Here is a 23,111-nt window from a genome sequence, read left to right as displayed (position 1 = left end):
AATGACGACAGTCCCTCAGGAGCCCCGTCCGTCGGGGACCCGGGCCACCGCCTCCACCCGAGGTGACGACCAGTCTCCCGTCACCCGGTACTCCACCCGGGCCGCCTCGTCGATGCGCTCCCCGACCCCCAGCACCCGGTCGAAAACGAAGACCGCCAGGCCCGCCACCGGACCACCGAGCAGGGCACCGGCCAGGGGCAGCGTACTCTTCACGCTGGGGGTCACGACGATGGTCTGGTCATAATCCCTGGCCTCCACCCCGGTCCGACCCTGGATGCGGATGCGGGCCGCCGGTCCCTGGATACTCAGGTCCTGGGTATGCACATTGCCCTGTCCGATCTGGAATGCCCCTTCCAGATGATCAAAGGCAAACCCGCGCTGGAAAAAGTCCCGGAAATCCAGGGCCAATCGCCGGGGCAGCAGGTCAAGGCTGAACAGCCCCAGCAGTCGGCCCGCACCGGGGTCCACCTCGGTCAGACGTCCGTCCTCCACCCGCACCCGTCCCTCGCCTTCCAGGGTGGACCAGTCCGGATGGGCGGGCGTATCGGGCCACTGCAGCCGTGCCCGCAGCCCGGCCTTGCCGCCATGGAAGAGGGGCTGGAAACCCAGCAGACCCAGGCTGCGTCCCAGATCATCACTCTCCAACTCCATCCGCAGCAGGGTTTCGTGGGCGTCATCGTCCCGTCTGAGCCAGTGTCCCTCCGCCCACCCCCGGGTCAGGCCCTCGCCATCGACGAGTGACAGGGCGCGGATGCCAAGACCGTCGGGGCGGGGCTCGGTTTCCAGCCGTAGGTCCTTGAGCCGATGTCCCTGCAGCACCAGCCACTGGGCGGACAGGCGCAGGGGCGGCAAATTTCCCGGATCCGGCCGGACCCGATCCTCGGCGGCCTGCACGGCCGGCCCCTCCAGCCGGTCCAGATCCAGCCACTCCAGGTCCATGAGCAGGGCATCTCCATCCCGCAGGGGCCACTGAATGGTCCCCAGCACCATGGGAGACGCCACCTGCGCCTGCCAGTAGCGCGACTCACGGCGGGCATGCAGGCTCAAGTCATCGATGCGCCTCCCCGCGACCTGCAGACGGTCCAGATGCAGGTCCAGCTCCCGCAGCCCACCCTCGCCGCCGGCGGGAACCCAATCGCCGATGTCATCCAGCACCGTCATCCAGTCATCCAGGGACAACCCGGAGAGATGGCCCCTGACCCGCAAACCCTGCGCGGGCAGGGCGGCGGCCTGACCGCCCAGGCGCAACTCGCCCCGTCGCACCTGCCCCGCCTCGTCCAGGGTGAACAGGGCGCGCAGATCCTCGCCCAGCGTCACCCGAAACGGCGGCGCGCCCTCATCCCGTCCCAAGGGAATCCTTACCGCCAGGGGACGGGACGCCTCCGGCGTCTTGGCCAGCGGCAGGGGCAGGCTGGAACGGACCCCCACCAGGTCCGACGACAGGTTGAGCACGCCCCGGGACACCCCCTCGGGCGGCACGGTCAGACGCGCCTCCCAGCGGGCGCTGCCTTCCACCCAGTCCAGCCAGGGTTCGGAAACGATGCCCCCCAACAACCCCCGGATCGGCTGCGGACCGACGGCCCGAACCTCCAGGGCACCGGCGGGACTGCGATCCATCCGCATCTCGATACGGGCCTCGTTGAGCCGGGCGGACACATCCCTGGCCCGGGCGCTGCGCTCGGTGAAATCCACCACGCCCCGCACCGCGTCCAGCACCAGCGGCGGGTCCGCCAGGGACAGCCGGTTGCCGTCCAGGGTCAGGCGCCCCCGGACCGTGTCAGGCCGTACCAGGGCTTCCCGGTCCTCCAGGGGGATGTCGATGCGTATCTCCAGTCCCGCCTCGCCCCGGGCCGAAACGCCGGCCAGCAGGGTCTCCAGCCCTTCCCCCAAGGGGCTTTCGCCGACGAAACGCAGATAATCCCGAGCGGGTCCCCTCGCCTGTCCCTCGATAGTGAGCACGGGGCTTTCAAGATCCTCGATCCGCACCCGGGCATCGCGTATGCGGGCATCGAAGACCCTTGCCTCTCCGTCATGAATCCGCATGCCCTGGTTACGAAATTCCAGGGTGGCCGAAATCGCTTCCAGGCGTGGCCAGCCGTCTTCGTAGTCCAGCACCCCCTCCTCCACCCGGGCGATGACCTGGAACACCCCCTCATCCTCGCGGAAGGGAAAGTCACTGAACCGCCCCCGGAACAGCAGGCCGCCCTCGACCACACGGCCATCGAGGATGCCGCGACTCAGCCACTGATAAGTTTTCTCGGGCAGGATGCCCCGGGGCAGGTAATGTGCCGTCCGGGCACCATCACCCTCGGCAAAGGACAGCTGCAGGTCCATGCCGGGTTCTTCCCCCAGGTGGATCATCCCCTGCCCCCGGGCCTGCAGATCGGCATTGGCCAGCACCAGTCCTTCCAGATGCAGTCTGGGTACATCGGGTCCCGGCAACCAACGCACCAGCCCCTGCAGGGTATCGGCCCGCAACTCGTGGTCGAACAGGGTCGGCAGCGCCATCCCCAGACCGGCGCTGTCCAGCCAGAGCTCACCCCCCTCCTCGGTGAAGGCAAAGGCACCGTCCGCCCCCTCGATCCCCGGCAACACCGACCAGGGGGCCATGCCCGCCCCCTGGAACCGTCCGTCGGTCACGAAGCGGGGGCTGCCGTCACGGGGTAGGGTCAGGGCCAGGCGGGTTTCCGTCAACGTCCCCCTGGGGGAGAGCGACGCCAGCAGGGACTGGAAGGGATTGTCCACCCAGGGTTGATGCAGAACCAGGGGCAACAGGTCCTCCAGACGCAGGTAGTCCAGCCAGACATTCACCTGGAGGCCACCGGCATCCTCCACCAAGCTCAGGTCCAGGCCGCCATCGGGCCAGTGATCTCCCTCCTGGCGCGACAGCCTCAGCCCGTCCACCCGCAGGTCCCAGCCCCCTTCACGGGCATACCAAAGCCATCGCCCTTCCAGGGCTTCCAGCATCGGCGCGGGCAGATCGTCTTGCGCCAAGGAAGCCATCTCCAACCGGCGCAACGCCAACTCCAGGTAGGCCCGTTGCAGGTCGCCGCGACGCCAGTGCAGCCACAGCCGGCCATCCAGGTTGCCCGTGCGCAGCCCCAGGGCGCCCCGGGCGTCCTCGGGCAGGCCCGCCAGTTCCAGCCCGTCGGCCTGGATGAAGGCCTTGCCGCTCCAGTCATCCCAGTGGCCGGCATGGTTCATGTCCATGCCCACCCGAAGCGAGCGGCCCAGCTCATCGGGCAGAAAGACCTCCCCGGCCATGCGTACGCGACGGGACTCCAGCGAGATGTCCAGGTTCAGGTCGTCGAACTGATAATCGATGCCCAGTCGCCGATCCTCCCAGCGCAGACGGCTTTCACTCAGAGTGAAGGCCCGGCCCACCAGCAGGGCCAGCACGTCCGGTGACGGCGCGGATGCCGGGGTATCGGGGCGCGGGGGCAACGGGTCCACACCTCGCACCTGCACTCGCCCGTCTGCATCCCGCAGCAGGTGCAGATCGGCGCCCCGCACTTCCACATGACCCAGTACCGGTCGGCCCTGCCGCAGGCTGCGCCACAGGGCCAGGCCCAGATCCAGATGCGCCAGCACCAGGATCGGCTCAGCCGCGTCGGCACCATGGACCTGAACATCGGACACGGTGACCCGGGGTGACAGGATGCGCCATCGGGCGTGGAATGCCCCCACCGTGACCCGCTGGCCGGACTGTTCGGAGAGGAACCGCTCCAGCGGTGTGCGCAGCCCATCCAGTTGCGGCGCGATCAGCCGCAGACCCGCCACCAGGGTTGCCGCCACCAGCAGGCTGATGACCAGAATACGCAGACTGACGGCCAGGGCGGGTCTGAGCAAGCGGCGGACTCCTCAAGGTCCGGGGCGAAACGCGGGGTTACAGGAGCACGACGTCGAACTGCTCCTGGGTATAGAGACTTTCCACCTGGAAACGGATGGGGATGCCGATGAATTCCTGCAGTTGGGCAACGCTGGCGGATTCCTCGTCCAGCAGCAGGTCCACCACCGGCTGGGAGGCCAGCACCAGCAATTCCCGGGCGTCGAACTGACGGGCCTCGCGCAGGATCTCCCGGAACATCTCGTAGCAGACGGTCTCGGCGGACTTTACGTAACCGCGCCCCATGCAGGTGGGACAGGGTTCGCAAAGCAGATGTTCCAGGCTTTCGCGGGTACGCTTGCGGGTCATTTCCACCAGTCCCAGGGGCGAGACATCACAGATCTGACTCTTGGCATAGTCCTTTTCCATCGCCTTTTCCAGGGAGCGCAGCACCTGACGCTTGTGATCCTCCTGGGTCATGTCGATGAAGTCGACGATGATGATGCCCCCCAGATTGCGCAGGCGCAGTTGCCGGGCAATGGCCTGGGCCGCCTCCAGATTGGTCTTGAAGATGGTCTCTTCCAGGTTGCGATGGCCCACGAAGGCGCCGGTGTTGATGTCGATGGTGGTCATCGCCTCGGTCTGATCGAAGATCAGATAACCACCGGACTTGAGCTCCACCTTGCGTTCCAGGGCCTTCTGGATCTCGTCCTCCACGTTGTAGAGATCGAAGATGGGACGCTCGCCGGGGTAATGTTCGATCCGGTCCAGCAGCTCGGGCACATACTGGGCGGCGAACTCGCTGACCCGCTGCACCGTCTCCCGGGAATCGATGCGGATCTTTTCCAGTTCCACCCCCACCATGTCCCGCAGGATCCGCAGGGTCAGCGGCAGGTCCATGTAGACCTCGGAACCGGCCCGTGCCTTCTGTACCGCCTGCTGAATGGTCTGCCAGAGCTTGACCAGGAAGATCATGTCGTTGCGCAGGGCCTCCAGGGGCGCGGCCTCGGCTGCGGTGCGCACGATGAAACCATGACTGCACCCGAGTTCCGCCTGCAGGCCTTCCACCGTGCCCTTGAGCCGGGCGCGCTCGGTGTCCGTCTCGATGCGGGTGGAAATGCCCACGGTGGTATTGCCGGGCATGAGCACCAGATACCGGGAGGGCACGGTAATGTAGGTGGTCAGGCGTGCCCCCTTGGTGCCCAGGGGGTCCTTGATCACCTGTACCAGGATGTCCTGCCCTTCCCGCAGCAGGCGCTGGATGGGCTCGGTGCGTTCCGTCTCGCCGCCCTGCAGTTCTTCCCGTTCCACCGGGGCCACGTCGGAAGCGTGCAGAAAGGCGGCCCGCTCCAGGCCGATGTCCACGAAGGCGGCATCCATGCCCGGCAGCACCCGGCTGACCCGCCCCTTGTAGATGTTGCCCACCAGCCCCCGACGCCGGGCCCGCTCCATGCTGAGTTCCATCAGCACACCGTTTTCCACCAGGGCCACGCGGGTCTCCTGGGGGGTGACGTTCATTAGGATTTCCGTGCCCATCATCGGGGTGCCTTCAGGTTTGATTATCAATGCCGGATATTAGACCGCAGCGCCGCAGAAGTTCCCCGGTCTCGAACAGGGGCAGTCCCACCACGCCGGAATAACTGCCCTCGATATGGGCCACGAACAGGGCGCCCAGGCCCTGAATTCCGTAAGCGCCCGCCTTGTCGGCCGGTTCTCCCGACGCCCAATAGGCGCGCCTGTCATCGGGACTCAGGTCGCGAAAGCATACCCGGGTGGTGGACAGGGCCTGATGACAGTATCCCTGGTGCAGCAGGGCCACGGCGGAAAGGACCGTGTGGGTCCGGCCGGAAAGACGGCCGAGCATGTCCAAGGCATCTTCCCGGTCCCTGGGCTTGCCCAGGATATCACCGTCGATGCTGACCACGGTGTCCGCGCCCAGTACCGGGAGGTGCCCGGGAACGGCGTCATGGGCTGCCCGGGCCTTGGTAACCGCCATGCGCAGGGCAAAGTCCTCGGGGGACTCACCGGCCCGGGGGATCTCTTCCACGTCCACCGGATGCGCCCGCCAGGCCACGCCGATCTGATCCAGCAGTTCACGACGGCGGGGCGAGGCGGAGGCGAGGATGAGCATGGGCGAATCTCCGGGTGAGACATCGGGGTGGACGCCCGGCACGGAAGCCGTGCCGATGGTCACGCCCGATGATAGGGGTGATTGCGCAACAGACTCCAGCCGCGGTAGAGCTGTTCCGCCAGGATCACCCGCACCAGGGGATGGGGAAAGGTCAGCGGCGACAGGGACCACTTGAAGTCCGCCCGGGCGCGGCAGGCGTCGGACAGACCGTCGGCGCCCCCCACCAACAGGGCCACGTCCCGGCCCGACTGCATCCACTGATCCAGCTGCCGGGACAGGCCGGCGGTATCCAGACCGCGGCCCTTCTCGTCCAGGGCCACCACCCAGCAGTCCCGGGGCACCGCCGCCAGCAGACGCTCACCCTCCTCTTCCCGCAGACGCTCCACCGGGGCGTTGCGGCCCCGTCGGGGCGAAGGGATCTCCCGCAGTTCCAGACTGCATTCGGCGGGCAGACGCCCGGCATACTCACGATAGGCCTCGGTCACCCAGCCGGGCATGCGGGTGCCCACCGCCAGCAGATGGATGCGCACGCCAGCCTAGCGGCGCAGGCGGCGCAGGGCCGCGGCCGGAGAGTCCTCGTCCGATTCCTCATCCGGGGCCGCCGACAGGGATTCATCCGTCAGCCACAGCTTCTCCAGATTGTAGAAGTCGCGGACCTGGGGCAGCATCACGTGGACCACCACATCGTCCAGATCCACCAGCACCCACTCCCCTTCCCGCTCGCCCTCGGCGCCCAGGGGCTGGATACCGGCTTCCTTCGCCTTGATGATGACGTTGTCGGCCAGGGATTTCACATGGCGGTTGGAAGAGCCGGAAGCGATCACCATGGTGTCGGTGATGGCGGTCTTGCCCCGTACGTCAATGCATTTGACGTCCTGGGCTTTCATGTCTTCCAGGGCCTGGAGGACGATCTGGGTCAGTTGTTCTGTCTGCATGCATCCCTCTGGGAAAGCGTTGAAAGGTAAAGCCCGTGTCGTTGAATGTATGTCAGCACCGGTTCCGGCAACAGGAATCTCGGACTGCGCCCCCGGGCCACCAGATCACGGATGGCGGTGGCGGAAATGTCCAGCTGGGTCACCGGCATGAACAGGATACGCCCCGCCGGCGCGGCGCGCAGGTCGGCGGGGCTTGCGGCCTGCCGGGATGCCGCCCAGGCTTCCCGTGCCCGGGGAGCGTCGCTGCCCGGCCGGTGGGCCACCACGATATGGGCCAGACCGAACAGGTCCTGCCAGCGATGCCAGGAAGACAATCCGGCAAAGGCATCCATGCCCAACAGCAGGCACAGGGGCACATGGGGACCCAGCTCCCGGCGCAGGCTCTCCAGGGTATCCACGCTGTAGGAAGGTCCGTCCCGCTCCAGCTCACGACGATCCACGCTGAAACCGGGGTGGAGAGCCACCGCCTGTTCCACCATGGCCAGACGGTGCGACATGTCGGCCTGGGGCCGGCGCCGGTGCGGCGGCAGGCCGCAGGGGATGAAGCGCAGCTCATCCAGATCCAGACATTCCTGGATCTCCAGCGCCGGACGCAGGTGTCCGAAATGGATGGGATCGAAGGTGCCGCCCAGGATGCCGATCATCGCTCCCCGAGCCCGCGCTCACCCGCGCACATGACCGTCTCCCAGAACCACGTATTTCAGGGTGGTGAGACCGTCCAGCCCCACCGGGCCACGGGCATGGAGCTTGTCGGTGCTGATGCCGATCTCGGCCCCCAGGCCGTATTCGAAACCGTCGGCAAAACGGGTGGAGGCATTCACCATCACCGAGCTGGAATCCACTTCCCGCAGGAACCGCCGGGCACGGGTATAGTTTTCCGTGACGATGGTATCGGTGTGGCGGGAGCCGTAGTGATTGATGTGCTCGATGGCCTCGTCCAGGCCGGGCACCACCCGGATGCTCAGGATCGGCGCCAGGTATTCCGCCTGCCAGTCCGCCTCGGTGGCCTCGCCGATATCCGGCAGGAAGGCGCGGGTACGGGCACAGCCCCGCAGTTCCACGCCCTTGTCGTCGAACAGGGGCTTGAGGGCGGTCAGGGCCCTGGGGGCGATGGATTCGGCCACCAGCAGGGTTTCCAGGGTATTGCAGGTGCCGTAGCGCTGGGTCTTGGCATTGAGGGTGACCTTGACGGCCTTGTCCAGGTCCGCGTGATCGTCGATGTAGACATGACAGATGCCGTCCAGGTGCTTGATCACCGGAATCAGGGATTCCTCGCTGACCCGGGCAATGAGCCCCTTGCCGCCCCGGGGCACGATCACGTCCACATGATCCTTCAGGCGCAGCAGGGCGCCTACCGCGGCCCGGTCGGTGGTCCCCACCACCTGCACCGCGTCGGCGGGCAGACCGGCCCGGTCCAGACCCTCGCGGATGCAGTCGGCCAGGGCCCGGTTGGAATGGAACGCCTCGGAACCGCCGCGCAGGATGGCGGCATTGCCGGATTTGAGGCACAGGCCGGCGGCATCCACGGTCACGTTGGGCCGGGACTCGAAGATGATGCCGATGACCCCCAGAGGGACGCGCATGCGACCCACCTGAATGCCGCTGGGGCGGTAATTGAGATCGGAGATGGCGCCCACCGGATCCGGCAGGGCGGCGATCTGGCGCAGCCCCTCGGCCATGGTGCCCAGACGCTCGGGATTGAAGGCCAGACGATCCAGCATGGCGGCATCCAGGCCATTCCTTTCACCGGCCTCCAGATCCTTGCGGTTTTCCGCCATCAGGGTGTCGGCCCGGGCCTCGATCAGTTCCGCCATGGCCAGCAGGGCGGCATTCTTGGCGGCGGTGTCGGCGCGCAGCAGGACCCGGGAAGCGGCACGGGCCTGCCGGCCCAGCTGCAGCATGTAGTCGTTGATGTTCTCGATCACGGTGTCTGCCATCTTTTTCAATGTGAGTGGTTGCGGATCAAGGAAGACGGATGTCCTGCCAATCCCAGGGTCAAGTCTAACAATTCATCCCAGGGGCTGCCCGGCTTCTGCCCCTTGGCCACCTGATCCGCCCGCGCGCCCTCCCGCAGCAATTGCCCCAGGGCATGCAGGGACAGGCGTCGCAGGGCCTGGCGCACCACCGGCTGGCGCTGGGGCGGCCAGACCGACTTGAGCACCACCTGGGGCGGGGTGCCGGCGGCGGCCTGTTCCGCCAGCCGGTTGAGGGTGCGGATCTCCCGCGCCAGGGCCCAGCTCACCAGCACCGGCGCGATGCCCTCGGCCCGCAGGCCGGACAGGATCCGCACCGCCCTGCCCGCCTCCCCGGCCAGGGCGGCGTCGGTCAGGTCATAGACACTGAAACGGGCACTGTCGGCCACCGCGGCCATCACCGCGGCCTCGTCCACCGGGCCGTCCCCCTGCAACAGCATCAGCTTGTCGATCTCCTGGGCGGCCGCCAGCAGGTTGCCTTCCACCCGCTCCGCCAGTAACCGGGCCGCCCCGGCGGTGGGTTGCAGCCCGCGACGGCTCATGCGACGGGTGATCCAGGCCTCGGTCCCCGCCAGATCCAGGGGCCAGACCTGGATCATCACCCCGGCCTGCTCCAGGGCCTGACACCAGCGGGACTTCTGCTCCTGTCGTTCCAGCTTGCCGCACTGAATGATCAACACCGTATCCGCGGACGGCTGTCCGGCACAGGCCTCCAGTACCTTGCCGCCCTGGGCGCCGGGCTTGCCGGACGGCATGCGCAGTTCCAGTACCCGGCGCTGGGCGAACAGGGACAGGCTCTCGGCGGCGGTCTGGACCTGGCCCCAGTCAAACCCCTTGTCCACGGTGAAGACCTCCCGGTCCTCGAACCCCTCGGCCCGTGCCCGCGCCCTGATCGCATCGGCGGCCTCCATCAGCTGCAGCGGCTCCTCGCCGCTGAGCAGATAGATCGGCGCCAGCCCCTTTTGCAGGTGGCTCTCCAGTTGCTCCGGCTTGAGTTTCATGGCAACGCTGAATGGTTCCCCGCCGCCTGCAGTCGCAGCAGGATCAGCTGGACCAGGTCGCGGCGCATGGACTCCCGCAGGCTCTGTTCCTGCTCGGCCTGTCCCAGCACGCCTTCCGGATCGAAGAGATAGTCCCGGGTCAGGGTCAGACTCTGCTCGGGGATCTCGAAGTCATTCCCCCGCCCTCTCACCGAATAGGTCAGGCGGGTGAAGACCTCGTACTCGGAGACCTGGGCATCTCGCCCCACGGACAGGGCCCGGCGGCCGGTCCTCAGATCATGGATGCGCAGCTCGGCCGTGGCCTTGGACAGGGGCACCGGTTCCACCCCGGCGGCGCGCAGGGCCAGCTGCAGGTCGATGACCAGGGGGTCGAAGGCCCCCAGGCCGGTGATGGCGGTACGGGCCATCTCCGGCGGCAGGCCCGCCGCCCCCCGCAACTGAAAGCCGCAGGCAGCCAGCAGCAGGCACAGCATCAGCACCAGGGCTGTCCGCCCCGGTCCCGACCGCCACGGCCTGACGCCTCGACCGTGCATCACTTGGCAACCACGTTCACCAGCTTGCCCGGGACCACGATGATCTTGGCCACGGTCTTGCCGTCGATGTGTCGCCTGACGTTCTCGTCGGCCAGGGCCTGGGCCTCGATGGCGGCGCGTTCGGCACCGGTGGGCACCCGCAGATGGCCGCGCAGCTTGCCGTTCACCTGAATCACCAGTTCCTGGGTGTCACTCTCCAGGGCGGCGGGGTCCACCTGGGGCCAGGGGCGATCCACCAGGGCATCCGGATGTCCCAACTCGGCCCACAGGCGATGGGTGATGTGGGGCACGATGGGCGAGAGCATCAGCACGATGGCCTCCAGGGCCTCCTGCATCAGGGCGCGCCCCTGGGGCGTGGCATCCTCGAAACGGCTCAGGTCATTGAGCAGTTCCATGCAGGCGGCAATGGCGGTGTTGAAGGTATGGCGCCGGCCCATGTCATCGCTCACCTTGGCGATGGTCTGATGCAGCTTGCGGCGCAGATCCGCCTGAGCCTCGGTCAGCGAAGGAGCATCCAGGGCCGGTGCGGGTCCGGCACCGAGATGGTCGTGGGTCTGTTTCCACAGTCGCTTGAGGAAACGGGAAGCCCCCTCCACCCCGGAATCGGACCATTCCAGGGACATTTCCGGCGGCGCAGCGAACATCATGAACAGGCGCACGGTATCGGCACCGTACCGCTGAATCAGTTCCTGGGGGTCCACCGTGTTGCCCTTGGACTTGGACATCTTGGCCCCGTCCTTGAGCACCATGCCCTGGGTCAGCAGGTTGGCGAAGGGTTCATCCCCCGGCACCAGCCCCTCGTCCCGCATCAGCTTGTGGAAAAAGCGGGCATAGAGCAGGTGCAGCACCGCATGTTCGATGCCGCCCACATACTGATTCACGGGCAGCCAGTGACAGGCCCGCTCGTCCATCATGGCGCCGTCGTTGTCCGGGCAGGCGTAGCGGGCGTAATACCAGGAGGACTCGAAGAAGGTGTCGAAGGTGTCCGTTTCCCGCTCCGCCTCGCCGCCGCAGCGGGGACAGGGGGTGCGGTAGAATTCGGGCATTTTCTTGATCGGGGAACCCACGCCGTCGAAGGCCACCGCTTCCGGCAGCACCACCGGCAGCTGATCTTCGGGGACGGGAACCGGACCGCAGTCCGGACAGTTGATAATGGGAATCGGGCAACCCCAGTAACGCTGCCGGGAGACACCCCAGTCCCGCAGCCGGTAATTGACCCGGCGCCGCCCCCGGCCCTCGGCTTCCAGCTGATCGGCGATGGCATTGAAGGCCTGGTCGAAGTCCATGTCGTCAAACCGGCCGGAGGCCAGCAGAATGCCCTTCTCGGTGAAAGCTTCCTTGTCCAGGTCGATGGCGGCGGCCCCGTCGGCGGGACGGATCACCTGCCGGATGGGCAGGCCGTAGGCCCGGGCAAACTCCCAGTCCCGCTGGTCGTGGGCGGGCACCGCCATCACGGCGCCGGTGCCGTATTCCATGAGCACGAAGTTGGCGGCCCACACGGGCACCTTTTCCCCGGTGATGGGGTGGATGGCCTTGAGACCGGTGGCCACGCCCCGCTTCTTCATGGTGGCCATGTCGGCCTCGGACACCTTGGTGTGGCTGCATTCCTCGATGAAACCGGCCAGGGCCAGGTTGTCCTCGGCGGCCAGGGCGGTCAGGGGGTGTTCCGGCGCCACCGCCAGATAGCTCACCCCCATCAGGGTGTCGGGGCGGGTGGTATAGACGGTCAGGGGGGTGTCGTGACCGTCTACCTGGAAGACCACTTCCACCCCTTCGGAGCGGCCGATCCAGTTGCGCTGCATGGTGCGTACCTGCTCCGGCCAGCCGGTCAGGGTATCCAGGCCATTGAGCAGCTCTTCGGCGTAGTCGGTGATACGCAGGAACCACTGGGGGATCTCCCGGCGTTCCACCGGGGCACCGGAACGCCACCCCAGGCCGTCGATAACCTGTTCATTGGCCAGCACGGTCTGGTCCACCGGGTCCCAGTTGACCACGGCGGTCTTCTTGTAGACCAGTCCCTTTTCAAACAGGCGGGTGAACAGCCACTGCTCCCAGCGGTAATACTCGGGCCGGCAGGTGGCAATTTCCCGGGACCAGTCGTAGGCAAACCCCAGGCGCTTGAGCTGGCCACGCATGTAGTTGATGTTCTCGTAGGTCCACTTGGCCGGGGGCACGCCGTGCTTGAGGGCGGCATTCTCGGCGGGCAGACCGAAGGCATCCCAGCCCATGGGCTGGAGCACGTTGCGCCCCTGCATGCGCTGGTGGCGGGCGATGACGTCGCCGATGGTGTAGTTGCGCACATGGCCCATGTGGAGCCGCCCACTGGGGTACGGGAACATGGAAAGGCAGTAGAAGGGTTCCCGGCCGTCATCCTCCCGGGCACGGAAGCAGTCATTGGCTTCCCACCAGGCCTGGGCATCGGTTTCGACGACTTCGGGTTCGTAGTGTTCTTGCATGGGGTTCCACCGGCTGAATCTGGGAATGCACGGGCCAGGGGCGCGGACCGCCGCTGCGTTGTCCATGGCTCCGGGAAGACCGGCAAGGATAGCGTGACTGCCGGGGGGTCACAACTTCCGGCATATTGACCTGAGCCGGGGCATGGGTGGGACGCGTGAAACCTGGTGTACTCTTGGAAGCATGGTGGAAGACAGGGGGAGGCCGTGGTCCCGTCGGCGGGACGCCGTGAATACGTCCCTGTAGGCTTGATTGCCGCATCCCTGCGGCAAACACCCGCCTCCAGGACTACGGCCTCCCCCTTCTGCAACACCGATCCTTTTTATGACCCATGTGCAATGCTGGAGGTTGGAATCATGTCGGACAAACAGAGCGAACATCCCATCCGGGACGGACTGGTCCATGCCTACGACCGGATGCTGGAACGGGTGCGGCATGCCGTGGAAGTGGCAGAGGAAAAGACCGGCCCGACCCTGGAACATGCCATCGAGGACGCCCGTCACAAAGCCGTGGAACTGGGCGAGGCCACCCGCGAGGAGGCCCACGAGGTGGCCGAATACATCCGCCGGGATCTGCATGACATCGGCGACTACCTGAACGAGTCGAGCCGGGATTTTCGCACCTGGTTCCGCATGGACCTGCAACTCATCGAGGCCCGGATCCTGGACCTGCTGTCCTCCATCGCCGACCGCACCCGGGTGGAGCTGGCGGAACTGGAGGCCCGTGCCCGGGCGGTGGGAGTCTGGCACACCGGTGAAGTGGCGGCGCCAGGAGTGCTGGCCTGCAAGCGGTGTGACACCGAACTGCATTTCACCGAGAGCGGCCGGATCCCGCCCTGCCCGAAGTGCCACGGCACCGAATATCGAAGGGCCCGGGACTAGGAGCGAGGCACCGGTGATGAAGGGGACGCCGGGCCGCGTCGCCCGGCCAGCACCAGCCCCGCCACCAGCAATGTCAGCCCCGTGACCACCGGCCAGTTCCCCCACAGGGCATAGGGGGTGAGCCCTTCCCGGGGCTGCGCCCGGGTGGTCAGCACGTGGGTCTCGAACTGGGGCGAACGATCCCGGATCCCGCCCCGATGATCGATCACCGCCGAGATCCCCGTATTGGTGGCCCGGAGCATTTCCCGCCCCGCTTCCAGTGACCGCACCCGGGCGATTTCCAGGTGCTGATGGGGGGCGATGGAATCCCCGAACCAGGCATCGTTGGTCACGTTCACCAGCATCTGCGCCCGCGGCAGGGCACGGATGATCAGATGTCCGAAGGCATCCTCGTAGCAGATGGAGGCTCCCAGCACGATCCCGGCCGCCTCAAGGGTGAAGCCTCCGTGCCCCCTGGACAGGTCCGCCATGGGCAGCTCGATATAGCCGTCCAGCCACTCCAGCAGTCCCCGTAGCGGCAGGTATTCACCAAAGGGCACCCGCTTGCGCTTGTGATAGAACTGAGGGCGCTCGGCATCCACCTTGGCGATGCTGTTGAACATGCGCCGGGTTTCGGGTTCGTAGGTGAAGATGCCGGCCAGCAGTTCGCTGCCATGGGTGCGCGCCTCCGCCGCCAGGGGCAGGAGGAAATCCTCTTCCAGGTAGTGATAGAAACTGGGCACCGCCGTCTCGGGCCAGAGGATCAGATCGCTGCCGAAGGCCTCTTCGGTCAGGTAGGCATACAGGCCCATGGCCGTCACCAGTTCCTCCGGACGCAGCTTGTCCTCCTGGGCCATGTTCCCCTGCAACAGGCTGACCTGCAACGGCTCGCCCACGGGGCGGGTCCATTCCACCTGTTTGAGTCCCAGCCCCCCCAGCCACAGCAATCCCACCAATCCCAGCGCCGCCGCCAGCCGACGATGCCCGCTCACGACACCCCAGGCCAGGGCGCCGGCCATCATCGCCGCCACCATGCCGGTACCAAAGACTCCCAGCACCGGCATATAGCCGGCCAGGGCCGTATCCAGTTGGGCCGTCCCCAGCAGCAGCCAGGGGAATCCGGTGAGAAACCAGCCACGCCACCACTCGAACAGGACCCACAGGGCCGGCACCAGCAACACCAAATGCACGAAGGCGGTCGTCCGCCCCCGCAGGCGGGCGGCCAGATAGCCGAGCAGGGCCGGGAACAGGGCCAGCAGCATGACGAAGCCGGCCGTGATCAGGGCCGCCAGGGGGGCAATGGCCGCGCCGAACAGGTGCAGGCTGTAATACACCCAGTAGACGCCGGCCCCGAACATGCCAAGGCCGAAGGCATAGCCCCGCCAGGCCGCCTGGCGGGGTTGCGCCCCGGCCCAGAGCACGAACAGCAGGGCCGGCGCCAGCACACCCAGCACACGCAGTTCAAAGGGGGCAAAGGCCGGCACCAGGGCGGCGCCGGCCAACAGGGCCAGCCATAGGGCCCAACGGGGGTGCCGTTCCAGCGTCCGGATCAGGGGCACAGCCGCAAGCGCGTGGGTCATGGGATCAGAGCGGGGTGGGCTCCGCCTCGGCGGGCGGGGTTTCACGGTAACTGAGTTCCAGCAGATGCACCCGGCGGTTATCGGCCCGCAACACCCGGACATGGAAACGATCGAAGCTCAGTTCCTCGCCGCGCTTGGGGACATGGCCGAAGCGATGGATCACGAATCCGCCGATGGTGTCGAACTCGTCATCGCTGTAATCAGTATTGAAATAGGCGTTGAACTCCTCGATGGGCGTGAGGGCCTTCACCGTGAAGCGGCCATTGGCGTGGCGCAGGATGTGAGTGAGGAAGTCCTCGATGTCATGCTCGTCGTCGATCTCGCCGACGATCTGCTCCAGCACATCTTCGATGGTCACCAGCCCCGCCACGCCGCCGTACTCATCCACCACGATGGCCATGTGATTACGGCTGTTGCGGAACTCCTTGAGCAGCACGTTCAGGCGCTTGCTCTCGGGCACGAAGACGGCGGGACGCAGGATGTCCTGCATGTCGAAGACCTCCTGACCGTCCTTCACGAAATAACGCAGCATGTCCTTGGCCAGCAGGATGCCCACCACCTCGTCCCGGTCGTCACCGATCACCGGAAAGCGGGAATGGGCCGAATCGGCCAGGATGGCGACGATGTCGTCCAGGGCGGCATCCCGCCGCACCACATCCATCTGCGCGCGGGGGATCATGATATCCCGCACCTGCATCTCGGAGACCTGCATCACCCCCTCGATCATGCCCAGGGCATCGGGATCGATGATCTGGCGCTGATGGGCACCGCGCAGCAGTTCCACCAGTTGGGCGCGGTCCCTGGGCTCGGCCCCGGACAGGGCCAGGGTGAGACGTTCCACCCAACTACGGGCGGGAGGTTCGCTGGAGCGATCGGTATTCATGGAATGAGAGGTCGGAAGGATTCAGTACGCATAGGGGTCTGCATGGCCCAATTCTGCCATGAGCAATGTTTCAATCGTCTCCATCACCTCGGCCTCGGCCTCGGACAGGTGATCGAAGCCGCGCAGGTGCAGTACACCGTGGATCACCATGTGCGCCCAGTGGCTCTGCACCGGCTTGCCCTGCTCCGCCGCCTCCCGGGCCACCACCGGGGCGCAGATCACCAGGTCTCCCAGGTGGGCCATCGGCACACCCGCCGGGGCCTCGAAGGGGAATGACAGCACATTGGTGGGACCGGACTTGCCCCGATACTGATGATTGAGCTGCGCACTTTCCGTCTCATCGGTGATGCGGATCAGCACCGACCCCTCGCAGCCCTGGCAAGCCAGATCCACCCAGCGACGAAAGCTTGCCGGCCCGGGTATCCCCTTGCGCGGCACCGCGTATTGCAATTGCACATCCCGGGACATCAGCGGTCCTTGCGAGACGATTCGCTCGCGTCATAGGCCTCGACGATGCGCTGCACCAGGGGATGGCGCACCACGTCCCGGGAGGTGAAGAAGGTGAAGCTGATGCCCTTCACATCCTGCAGGATCTCGATCACATGGCGCAGCCCCGACTGCCGGGGATTGGGCAGGTCCGTCTGGGTCACGTCACCGTTCACCACCGCGGTGGAACCAAAGCCGATGCGTGTCAGGAACATCTTCATCTGTTCCGAGGTGGTGTTCTGGGCCTCGTCCAGTATCACGAAGGCATCATTCAGGGTGCGGCCACGCATGTAGGCCAGAGGCGCCACCTCGATGACATTGCGCTCCATCAGCTTGGCCACCTTTTCAAAACCCAGCATCTCGTAGAGGGCGTCGTACATGGGCCGCAGATAGGGGTCGATCTTCTGAGCCAGGTCCCCGGGCAAAAATCCCAGCCGCTCCCCGGCCTCCACCGCCGGACGCACCAGCACCAGGCGTCGCACCCGCTCCGTTTCCAGGGCCTCGCAGGCGGCGGCCACGGCCAGGTAGGTCTTGCCCGTGCCCGCCGGCCCGATGCCGAAGTTCAAGTCATGGGTGCGGATGTTGCGCAGGTAGCGGAGCTGGTTGGCCCCGCGACCGCGGATCACGCCCCGCTTGAGATGCAGCGGCGTTTCATCCTCGTCCGCCTTTTCCTCCCGCCGGGACAGCAGGCGGTCAATCCCCGACTCCTGCAGATGCAGGTGGACGCGGGCGGGGTTGAGGGTCTCCTTCGCGGTGGCCCGGTAAAGATCCCGCAACAGCTCGGCGCCGGCCTGGGCCGGTTGCGGGTCACCGATCACGTTGAAGCGGGCACCCCGGTTGTTGATTTCCACGCCCAGGCGCTGCTCCATGAGCCGCAGATGCTCATCGAACTGACCACAGAGATTTGCCAGGCGCAGGTTGTCGGCGGGCTCCAGGGACAGTTCCACTGTCACCGGGGAGGCCGCCACTTGAGAATCGGCAGGAGTTTCAGTCAAGGCAGGTTCAGGCCATCAAGGCGGGTTGTGTGTCCACGGAGTATAGCCTGATCAGCCGCTCGCGGCGGCCTTCGGCATCGGTTCGGGTTGTTGCTCGTCAGGCACCCGTTCGCCCCGCAGTGAATGACTCAGGGCCTCGGTAATGCGCACCGGAACGAAATGTCCGATGCAGTCCGGATCCGCCGGGAAGTTCACCACCCGGTTGTTGCCGGTGCGTCCCGCCATCCAGCGCGGATCCTTGCGGGACGGGCCTTCCACCAGTACCGACTCCACCTGCCCCACCATGGCTTCACTGATGGCCTGGGCGGAGGCATTGATGGTGTCCTGCAGGTGCTGCAGGCGTTGCTTCTTCACCGACAGGGGCACGTCATCCTCCATCACCGCCGCCGGGGTGCCGGGACGGCGACTGTAGATGAAGCTGAAGGACTGGTCAAAGCCGATATCATGAATCAGTTTCATGGTGGCCTGAAAATCCGCCTCCGTTTCACCGGGGAAGCCGACGATGAAATCCGAAGACAGGCAGATGTCCGGCCGGGCCTCACGGATGCGCCGGATCTTGGACTTGTACTCCAGGGCCGTGTGCCCACGCTTCATGGCCGCCAGTATCCGGTCCGAACCGCTTTGTACCGGCAGGTGCAGATGGCCGGCCAACTGGGGCACCTCGGCGAAGGCGCGGATCAGGCTGTCGGAAAACTCCACCGGATGGGACGTGGTGAAGCGAATGCGATCGATCCCGTCCACCGCCGCCACATAGTGGATCAGCAGGGCCAGGTCGGCGATCTCGCCATCGTGCATGCGGCCCCGGTAGGCGTTCACGTTCTGCCCCAGCAGGTTCACCTCTCGCACCCCCTGGGCCGCCAGCTGGGCCACTTCGGCCAGGACGTCGTCGAAGGGCCGGCTGATCTCCTCGCCCCGGGTATAGGGGACGACACAGTAGGTGCAGTATTTGCTGCACCCTTCCATGATGGACACAAACGCCGTGGGGCCGTCGGCCCGGGGTTCAGGCAGAGCGTCGAACTTCTCGATCTCGGGGAAGGACACGTCCACCACCGGATAGCGGCCACCCCGGGCGCTTTCCAGCATCTGGGGCAGTCGGTGCAGGGTCTGGGGACCAAAGACCATGTCCACGAAGGGGGCGCGCTCCCGCAACAGTTCCCCTTCCTGGCTGGCCACGCAACCGCCGACACCGATCACCACGCCGGGGCGCTGTTCTTTGATGGCACGCCAACGCCCCAACAGGGAAAAGACCTTTTCCTGGGCCTTTTCCCGGATGGAACAGGTGTTGAGCAGGAGCACATCCGCGTCCATGGGATCATCCGTCAGCTCGCCCCCGTGGGATTCACGCAGCACGTCCAGCATCTTGCCCGAGTCGTACTCGTTCATCTGGCAGCCGTGGGTCTGGATATAGATCTTGGTACGCATGGGGTGATTCTTGGAAGTCCGGTCAGGCAAAGCGAAAGCGATATGCATGTTGCAGAACAAGCCCCTCTCCCCCTGATGTGAGAGGGGTTGGAGTGAGGGGCAAGGTGCTCCGGCATCAAGCCGGGGTCTGGTCGCCCCTCATCCCCGGCCCTTCTCCCCCGAAGGAGAAGGAAGTGGAATCTAGAAGGGAATATCGTCCTCGAAATCATCCTGCATCGGACGACTGGAAGACGCCGCCGGGGCCGGTGCCTGCCGAGGCGCAGGTCTGCCGCCGTCACCGGCGTCATGGCTGCTGCCGCGACCACTGTCGAAATCGCCGGAACCACCGCCGCTGCGACCGCCCAGCATCTGCATTTCATTGACCACGATCTCGGTGGTATAGCGCTTGATGCCGTCCTTTTCCCATTCCCGGGTCTGCAGGCGCCCTTCCACATAGACCTGGGAGCCCTTGCGCAGGTATTCACCGGCGATCTCCGCCAGACGCCCGAAGAACACCAGGCGGTGCCACTCGGTGCGCTCGGTCCAGTCATTGGTCTGCTTGTCCTTCCAGCGTTCCGCGGTAGCCAGGCTCACGTTGGCCACGGCGGCCCCACTGGGCATGTATTTCACATCCGGGTCATTGCCCAGATTGCCGATGAGGATGACCTTGTTGATGCCTTTAGCCATGAGACCGCTCCCGAAAACAGAAATCGTCCATTGTATCGTGATTGAGGGGGCAAGGCCGGAATTTATCCGCCCGCCCACCAGAGCATAGACCGTCCATGGATCATGGGGAACAGGTCATGCCTTACTGTCCAGGCTCACCCCCCTCCCTTGCCGTGACTCAAGCAAGGAGGCTTGCCGCTACACCCGGAAAAGACTTACCGCCACTCCCGCGAGACTTTCATGGTCACTTCCGCGAAAGCGGGAGTCCAGAACTTCACAGCCCGCGACGGGATTCCCGCTTTCGCGGGAATGACATGCTGAGAGCCGTATTCGGTCATCCAGTGGGATCCAGCGCCAGCATCGGTGCCAGAAACCGTCCCGTATGTGAGCGAGGCTCGGCGGCGATCTGCTCCGGCGTCCCCGTGGCGATGATCTCGCCGCCACCGGAACCCCCTTCCGGCCCCAGATCGATGAGCCAGTCCGCCGTCTTGATCACGTCCAGGTTGTGCTCGATCACCACCACCGTGTTGCCATGGTCGCGCAGGCGGTGCAGCACCTTGAGCAATTGTTCCACATCGTGAAAATGCAGCCCGGTGGTGGGCTCGTCGAGGATATACAGGGTACGACCGGTATCCCGCTTTGACAGTTCCCGCGCGAGTTTCACCCGCTGGGCCTCGCCGCCGGACAAGGTGGTGGCATTCTGCCCCAACTGGATGTAGGACAGCCCCACATCCATCAGTGTTTCCAGCTTGCGCCGCAGGGCCGGCACCGCCTGGAAAAACTCCAGGGCGTCCTCCACGGTCATTTCCAGCACTTCATGGATGGTTTTGCCTTTGTAACGAATCTCCAGGGTCTCCCGGTTGTAGCGCTTGCCCTTGCAGACATCGCAGGGCACATAGACATCCGGCAGAAAATGCATCTCCACCTTGATGACGCCGTCGCCCTGACAGGCCTCGCAACGGCCGCCCTTCACGTTGAATGAAAATCGCCCCGGGGCATAGCCCCGCGAGCGGGCCTCCGGCACCCCGGAAAACAGTTCGCGGATGGGCGTGAACAGGCCGGTGTAGGTGGCCGGATTGGAACGGGGCGTGCGACCAATAGGGCTCTGGTCGATGTCCACCACCTTGTCGAAAAACTCCGCCCCTTCCAGCGAGGCATAAGGGGCCGGTTGTTCACCGGCACGATTGATACGCAGGGCCATGAGGCGATACAGGGTATCGTTGATCAGAGTGGACTTGCCGGAACCGGACACACCGGTGACACAGGTGAACAGCCCCACCGGGACGGACAGATCCACATCGCGCAGGTTATTGCCGCTGGCGCCCCGGATGACCAGTTGGCGCGCCGGGTCCACAGGATGCCGGCGGGCAGGCACATCGATCCGGCGGTGTCCGGACAGGTACTGGCCGGTGAGAGACTCCGCAGTATGGCTGACCGCCTCCGGGGTCCCCTGGGCCACGATGCGCCCCCCGTGACGACCGGCCCCCGGACCGATGTCCACCACATGATCCGCCCGACGGATGGCGTCTTCATCGTGCTCCACCACGATCACCGTATTGCCCAAATCCCGCAGATAGGTCAGGGTATTGAGCAGGCGTTCGTTATCCCGCTGATGCAGGCCGATGGAAGGCTCGTCCAGGATGTACATGACCCCCACCAGCCCGGCACCGATCTGAGAGGCCAACCGGATACGCTGGGCCTCGCCGCCGGAAAGGGTATCCGCTGACCGATCCAGGGTGAGGTAGTCCAGCCCCACGTTCACCAGAAAATCCAGCCTGGCGACGATTTCCTTGAGGATCTTCTCCGCAATCCTGCCCTGCTTGCCCGGCAGGGACAGATCCTGGAAAAAGTGTCGGGCCGTTCCGATGGGTAGACGGGTCAGCTCCGGCAACGTGTGGCTCCCGATGAACACATGACGGGCGGCCCGATTCAGGCGCGTTCCCTGGCAGTCCGGACAGGGATGCATGGAGCGGTACTTGGCCAACTCCTCGCGCACGGCACTGGAATCCGTCTCCCGGTAGCGTCGCTCCAGGTTGGGAATGATTCCTTCAAAGGGCTGGGTGGAGCGGGCGATCCGCCCCCGTTCATTTTGATACTCGAACTCGATCCGCGTGCGGCCGCTACCGTGGAGCACCACCTGGCGAATCGATGCATCCAGGGACTGGAAGGGCACCTCGATATCGAAATCATAATGCCGCGCCAGACTCTGGATCATCTGGAAATAATAGGCGTTGCGACGATCCCAGCCTCGCACCGCCCCACCGGCCAGACTCAGTTCCGGATGGGCCACCACCCGCTCGGGGTCGAAGAACTGCTGCACACCCAGACCGTCACAGGTGGGACAGGCGCCTACCGGATTGTTGAAGGAAAACAGCCGTGGCTCCAGTTCCTGAATGGAATAACCGCAGACAGGGCAGGCAAACCGGGAGGAAAACACCATCGGCGCCCGCTCCGGCGCATCCAGCCAGGTCACCAGGGCGATCCCCTCGGAGAGATTCAGGGCGGTTTCCAGGGATTCCGCCAGGCGCACCCGGACATCATCCCGCACCCGGAAACGGTCCACCACCACCTCGATGGTGTGCTTGCGGCGGGGTTCCAGCTTGGGTGGATCATCCAACTCCACCAGTTCGCCATCGATTCGGGCCCGCAGATAACCCTGGGCTCTCAACCCTTCAAGTACGTTCTGATGCTCCCCCTTGCGCTCCTGAATCACGGGGGCCAGCAGCATGAGCTTCTCGCCTTCTGGAAGCGCCAAGACCTGATCCACCATCTGACTCACGGTCTGGGCTTCGAGACTGGTGTCGTGATCGGGGCAGCGGGGCACTCCCGCGCGGGCAAACAGCAGGCGCAGGTAGTCATAGATCTCGGTGATCGTCCCCACGGTGGAGCGCGGGTTATGAGATGTGGTCTTCTGTTCGATGGAAATCGCGGGGGACAGTCCCTCGATATGATCCACATCCGGCTTTTCCATCACCGACAGAAACTGCCGGGCATAGGCGGACAGGGATTCCACATAGCGGCGCTGTCCTTCGGCAAAGAGGGTGTCGAAGGCCAGGGAGGATTTGCCGGAACCGGATACCCCGGTAATGACGATCAGCCGATCCCGCGGAAGCGTCAGATCCACGTTCTGCAGGTTGTGGGTGCGGGCACCGCGGATGAGGATATTTTCCATGGAACAGAGGCTCCCGAGTGGGTTGCCGGCGGGCAAACGAGCATTTTAGCACTGAAAGTAAAGCCCTTGCCGTGAAAGCAAAATCTCATCGTCACTCCCGTACTCTTTCGTCACTCCCGCGCAAGCGGGAGTCCAGGGTTTTCTGTCCTGTCACTGGATTCCCGCGTTCGCGGGAATGACGCAGGGGTGGCGGGAATGACGCGGGGCGGGAATGG

The 23,111-nt window shown here is 65.5% G+C and carries 18 protein-coding genes; 1 reads left to right on the top strand and 17 read right to left on the bottom strand.

Going from position 1 to position 23,111, the window contains the following annotated elements:
• Positions 1–15: 15 nt before the first annotated feature.
• The 10 genes from LQD11_RS00090 to leuS are packed head-to-tail and all read right to left on the bottom strand — an operon-like array spanning position 16 to position 12,855.
• Entirely contained in the window at positions 16–3,849 is a 3,834-nt protein-coding gene (locus LQD11_RS00090; RefSeq protein ID WP_238615717.1) for a YhdP family protein, read from the bottom strand.
• 37 nt (positions 3,850–3,886) lie between these two features.
• Positions 3,887–5,365, bottom strand: a complete 1,479-nt coding sequence (gene rng, locus LQD11_RS00085) for a ribonuclease G (protein WP_238615716.1) — start codon at positions 5,363–5,365, stop codon at positions 3,887–3,889.
• 10 nt (positions 5,366–5,375) lie between these two features.
• Positions 5,376–5,957, bottom strand: a complete 582-nt coding sequence (locus LQD11_RS00080; protein WP_238615715.1) for a Maf family protein — start codon at positions 5,955–5,957, stop codon at positions 5,376–5,378.
• 59 nt (positions 5,958–6,016) lie between these two features.
• Entirely contained in the window at positions 6,017–6,487 is a 471-nt protein-coding gene (rlmH, locus tag LQD11_RS00075; RefSeq protein ID WP_238615714.1) for a 23S rRNA (pseudouridine(1915)-N(3))-methyltransferase RlmH, read from the bottom strand.
• 6 nt (positions 6,488–6,493) lie between these two features.
• Positions 6,494–6,892 (bottom strand): ribosome silencing factor, encoded by a 399-nt coding sequence (gene rsfS, locus LQD11_RS00070; RefSeq protein ID WP_008931201.1) that lies wholly within the window; start codon positions 6,890–6,892, stop codon positions 6,494–6,496.
• Complete coding sequence (gene nadD, locus LQD11_RS00065; protein WP_238615713.1) at positions 6,874–7,536, bottom strand: nicotinate-nucleotide adenylyltransferase; 663 nt, start codon at positions 7,534–7,536, stop codon at positions 6,874–6,876. Before nadD ends, rsfS begins: the two co-directional genes overlap by 19 nt.
• 18 nt (positions 7,537–7,554) lie before the next feature.
• The gene (locus tag LQD11_RS00060) at positions 7,555–8,829 is read right to left on the bottom strand and encodes a glutamate-5-semialdehyde dehydrogenase (RefSeq protein ID WP_238615712.1); all 1,275 of its coding nucleotides are present in this window, start codon (positions 8,827–8,829) and stop codon (positions 7,555–7,557) included.
• A gap of 5 nt (positions 8,830–8,834) precedes the next feature.
• Positions 8,835–9,866 (bottom strand): DNA polymerase III subunit delta, encoded by a 1,032-nt coding sequence (holA, locus tag LQD11_RS00055; RefSeq protein ID WP_238615711.1) that lies wholly within the window; start codon positions 9,864–9,866, stop codon positions 8,835–8,837.
• A complete protein-coding gene (locus tag LQD11_RS00050; protein ID WP_141565247.1) occupies positions 9,863–10,339 on the bottom strand; it encodes an LPS-assembly lipoprotein LptE in 477 nt (158 codons plus the stop codon). The genes holA and LQD11_RS00050 overlap by 4 nt, the downstream gene beginning before the upstream one ends.
• Positions 10,340–10,398: 59 nt before the next feature.
• A complete protein-coding gene (gene leuS, locus LQD11_RS00045) occupies positions 10,399–12,855 on the bottom strand; it encodes a leucine--tRNA ligase (RefSeq protein WP_238615710.1) in 2,457 nt (818 codons plus the stop codon).
• A 354-nt stretch (positions 12,856–13,209) separates the two neighbouring features.
• Between leuS and LQD11_RS00040 the strand changes: the two genes are divergently transcribed.
• Positions 13,210–13,734 carry a zinc ribbon-containing protein gene (locus LQD11_RS00040; protein ID WP_008931207.1) on the top strand — a complete coding sequence of 175 codons (525 nt, stop codon included), beginning with the start codon at positions 13,210–13,212 and terminating at the stop codon, positions 13,732–13,734.
• Here the strand turns inward: LQD11_RS00040 and lnt are convergent.
• The 7 genes from lnt to uvrA form a co-directional block, all read right to left on the bottom strand.
• The gene (lnt, locus tag LQD11_RS00035) at positions 13,731–15,293 is read right to left on the bottom strand and encodes an apolipoprotein N-acyltransferase (protein WP_238615709.1); all 1,563 of its coding nucleotides are present in this window, start codon (positions 15,291–15,293) and stop codon (positions 13,731–13,733) included. The two genes, LQD11_RS00040 and lnt, sit on opposite strands and share 4 nt — an antisense overlap.
• Before the next feature lie 4 nt (positions 15,294–15,297).
• Positions 15,298–16,176 (bottom strand): HlyC/CorC family transporter, encoded by an 879-nt coding sequence (locus tag LQD11_RS00030; protein ID WP_008931209.1) that lies wholly within the window; start codon positions 16,174–16,176, stop codon positions 15,298–15,300.
• 21 nt (positions 16,177–16,197) lie between these two features.
• Positions 16,198–16,644 (bottom strand): rRNA maturation RNase YbeY, encoded by a 447-nt coding sequence (gene ybeY / locus LQD11_RS00025; protein ID WP_238615708.1) that lies wholly within the window; start codon positions 16,642–16,644, stop codon positions 16,198–16,200.
• Positions 16,644–17,630 (bottom strand): PhoH family protein, encoded by a 987-nt coding sequence (locus LQD11_RS00020; RefSeq protein WP_238616132.1) that lies wholly within the window; start codon positions 17,628–17,630, stop codon positions 16,644–16,646. Before LQD11_RS00020 ends, ybeY begins: the two co-directional genes overlap by 1 nt.
• A 78-nt stretch (positions 17,631–17,708) precedes the next feature.
• Positions 17,709–19,079: a tRNA (N6-isopentenyl adenosine(37)-C2)-methylthiotransferase MiaB gene (gene miaB, locus LQD11_RS00015; RefSeq protein WP_238615707.1), complete on the bottom strand. Its 1,371-nt coding sequence runs from the start codon at positions 19,077–19,079 to the stop codon at positions 17,709–17,711.
• 180 nt (positions 19,080–19,259) lie between these two features.
• Positions 19,260–19,745 (bottom strand): single-stranded DNA-binding protein, encoded by a 486-nt coding sequence (gene ssb, locus LQD11_RS00010; protein ID WP_238615706.1) that lies wholly within the window; start codon positions 19,743–19,745, stop codon positions 19,260–19,262.
• A gap of 313 nt (positions 19,746–20,058) precedes the next feature.
• Complete coding sequence (gene uvrA, locus LQD11_RS00005; RefSeq protein WP_238615705.1) at positions 20,059–22,896, bottom strand: excinuclease ABC subunit UvrA; 2,838 nt, start codon at positions 22,894–22,896, stop codon at positions 20,059–20,061.
• Positions 22,897–23,111: the final 215 nt, after the last annotated feature.

The organism is Ectothiorhodospira shaposhnikovii, assembly GCF_022227765.1.
Classification (GTDB): Bacteria; Pseudomonadota; Gammaproteobacteria; order Ectothiorhodospirales; family Ectothiorhodospiraceae; genus Ectothiorhodospira.
Note: the sequence above shows the minus strand (reverse complement) of the source record. Positions and strands in the feature narration are given on the sequence as shown.

What these genes read in the sequence shown, in the direction of transcription:
- ssb (WP_238615706.1), bottom strand. Translation starts at nt 19,745, where the DNA reads ATGGCTAAAGGCATCAACAAGGTCATCCTCATCGGCAATCTGGGCAAT.
- uvrA (WP_238615705.1), bottom strand. Translation starts at nt 22,896, where the DNA reads ATGGAAAATATCCTCATCCGCGGTGCCCGCACCCACAACCTGCAGAAC.
- LQD11_RS00050 (WP_141565247.1), bottom strand. Translation starts at nt 10,339, where the DNA reads ATGCTGTGCCTGCTGCTGGCTGCCTGCGGCTTTCAGTTGCGGGGGGCG.
- LQD11_RS00060 (WP_238615712.1), bottom strand. Translation starts at nt 8,829, where the DNA reads ATGGCAGACACCGTGATCGAGAACATCAACGACTACATGCTGCAGCTG.
- LQD11_RS00030 (WP_008931209.1), bottom strand. Translation starts at nt 16,176, where the DNA reads ATGAATACCGATCGCTCCAGCGAACCTCCCGCCCGTAGTTGGGTGGAA.
- nadD (WP_238615713.1), bottom strand. Translation starts at nt 7,536, where the DNA reads ATGATCGGCATCCTGGGCGGCACCTTCGATCCCATCCATTTCGGACAC.
- rng (WP_238615716.1), bottom strand. Translation starts at nt 5,365, where the DNA reads ATGATGGGCACGGAAATCCTAATGAACGTCACCCCCCAGGAGACCCGC.
- ybeY (WP_238615708.1), bottom strand. Translation starts at nt 16,644, where the DNA reads ATGTCCCGGGATGTGCAATTGCAATACGCGGTGCCGCGCAAGGGGATA.
- holA (WP_238615711.1), bottom strand. Translation starts at nt 9,866, where the DNA reads ATGAAACTCAAGCCGGAGCAACTGGAGAGCCACCTGCAAAAGGGGCTG.
- rsfS (WP_008931201.1), bottom strand. Translation starts at nt 6,892, where the DNA reads ATGCAGACAGAACAACTGACCCAGATCGTCCTCCAGGCCCTGGAAGAC.
- lnt (WP_238615709.1), bottom strand. Translation starts at nt 15,293, where the DNA reads ATGACCCACGCGCTTGCGGCTGTGCCCCTGATCCGGACGCTGGAACGG.
- LQD11_RS00040 (WP_008931207.1), top strand. Translation starts at nt 13,210, where the DNA reads ATGTCGGACAAACAGAGCGAACATCCCATCCGGGACGGACTGGTCCAT.
- miaB (WP_238615707.1), bottom strand. Translation starts at nt 19,079, where the DNA reads ATGCGTACCAAGATCTATATCCAGACCCACGGCTGCCAGATGAACGAG.
- leuS (WP_238615710.1), bottom strand. Translation starts at nt 12,855, where the DNA reads ATGCAAGAACACTACGAACCCGAAGTCGTCGAAACCGATGCCCAGGCC.
- LQD11_RS00080 (WP_238615715.1), bottom strand. Translation starts at nt 5,957, where the DNA reads ATGCTCATCCTCGCCTCCGCCTCGCCCCGCCGTCGTGAACTGCTGGAT.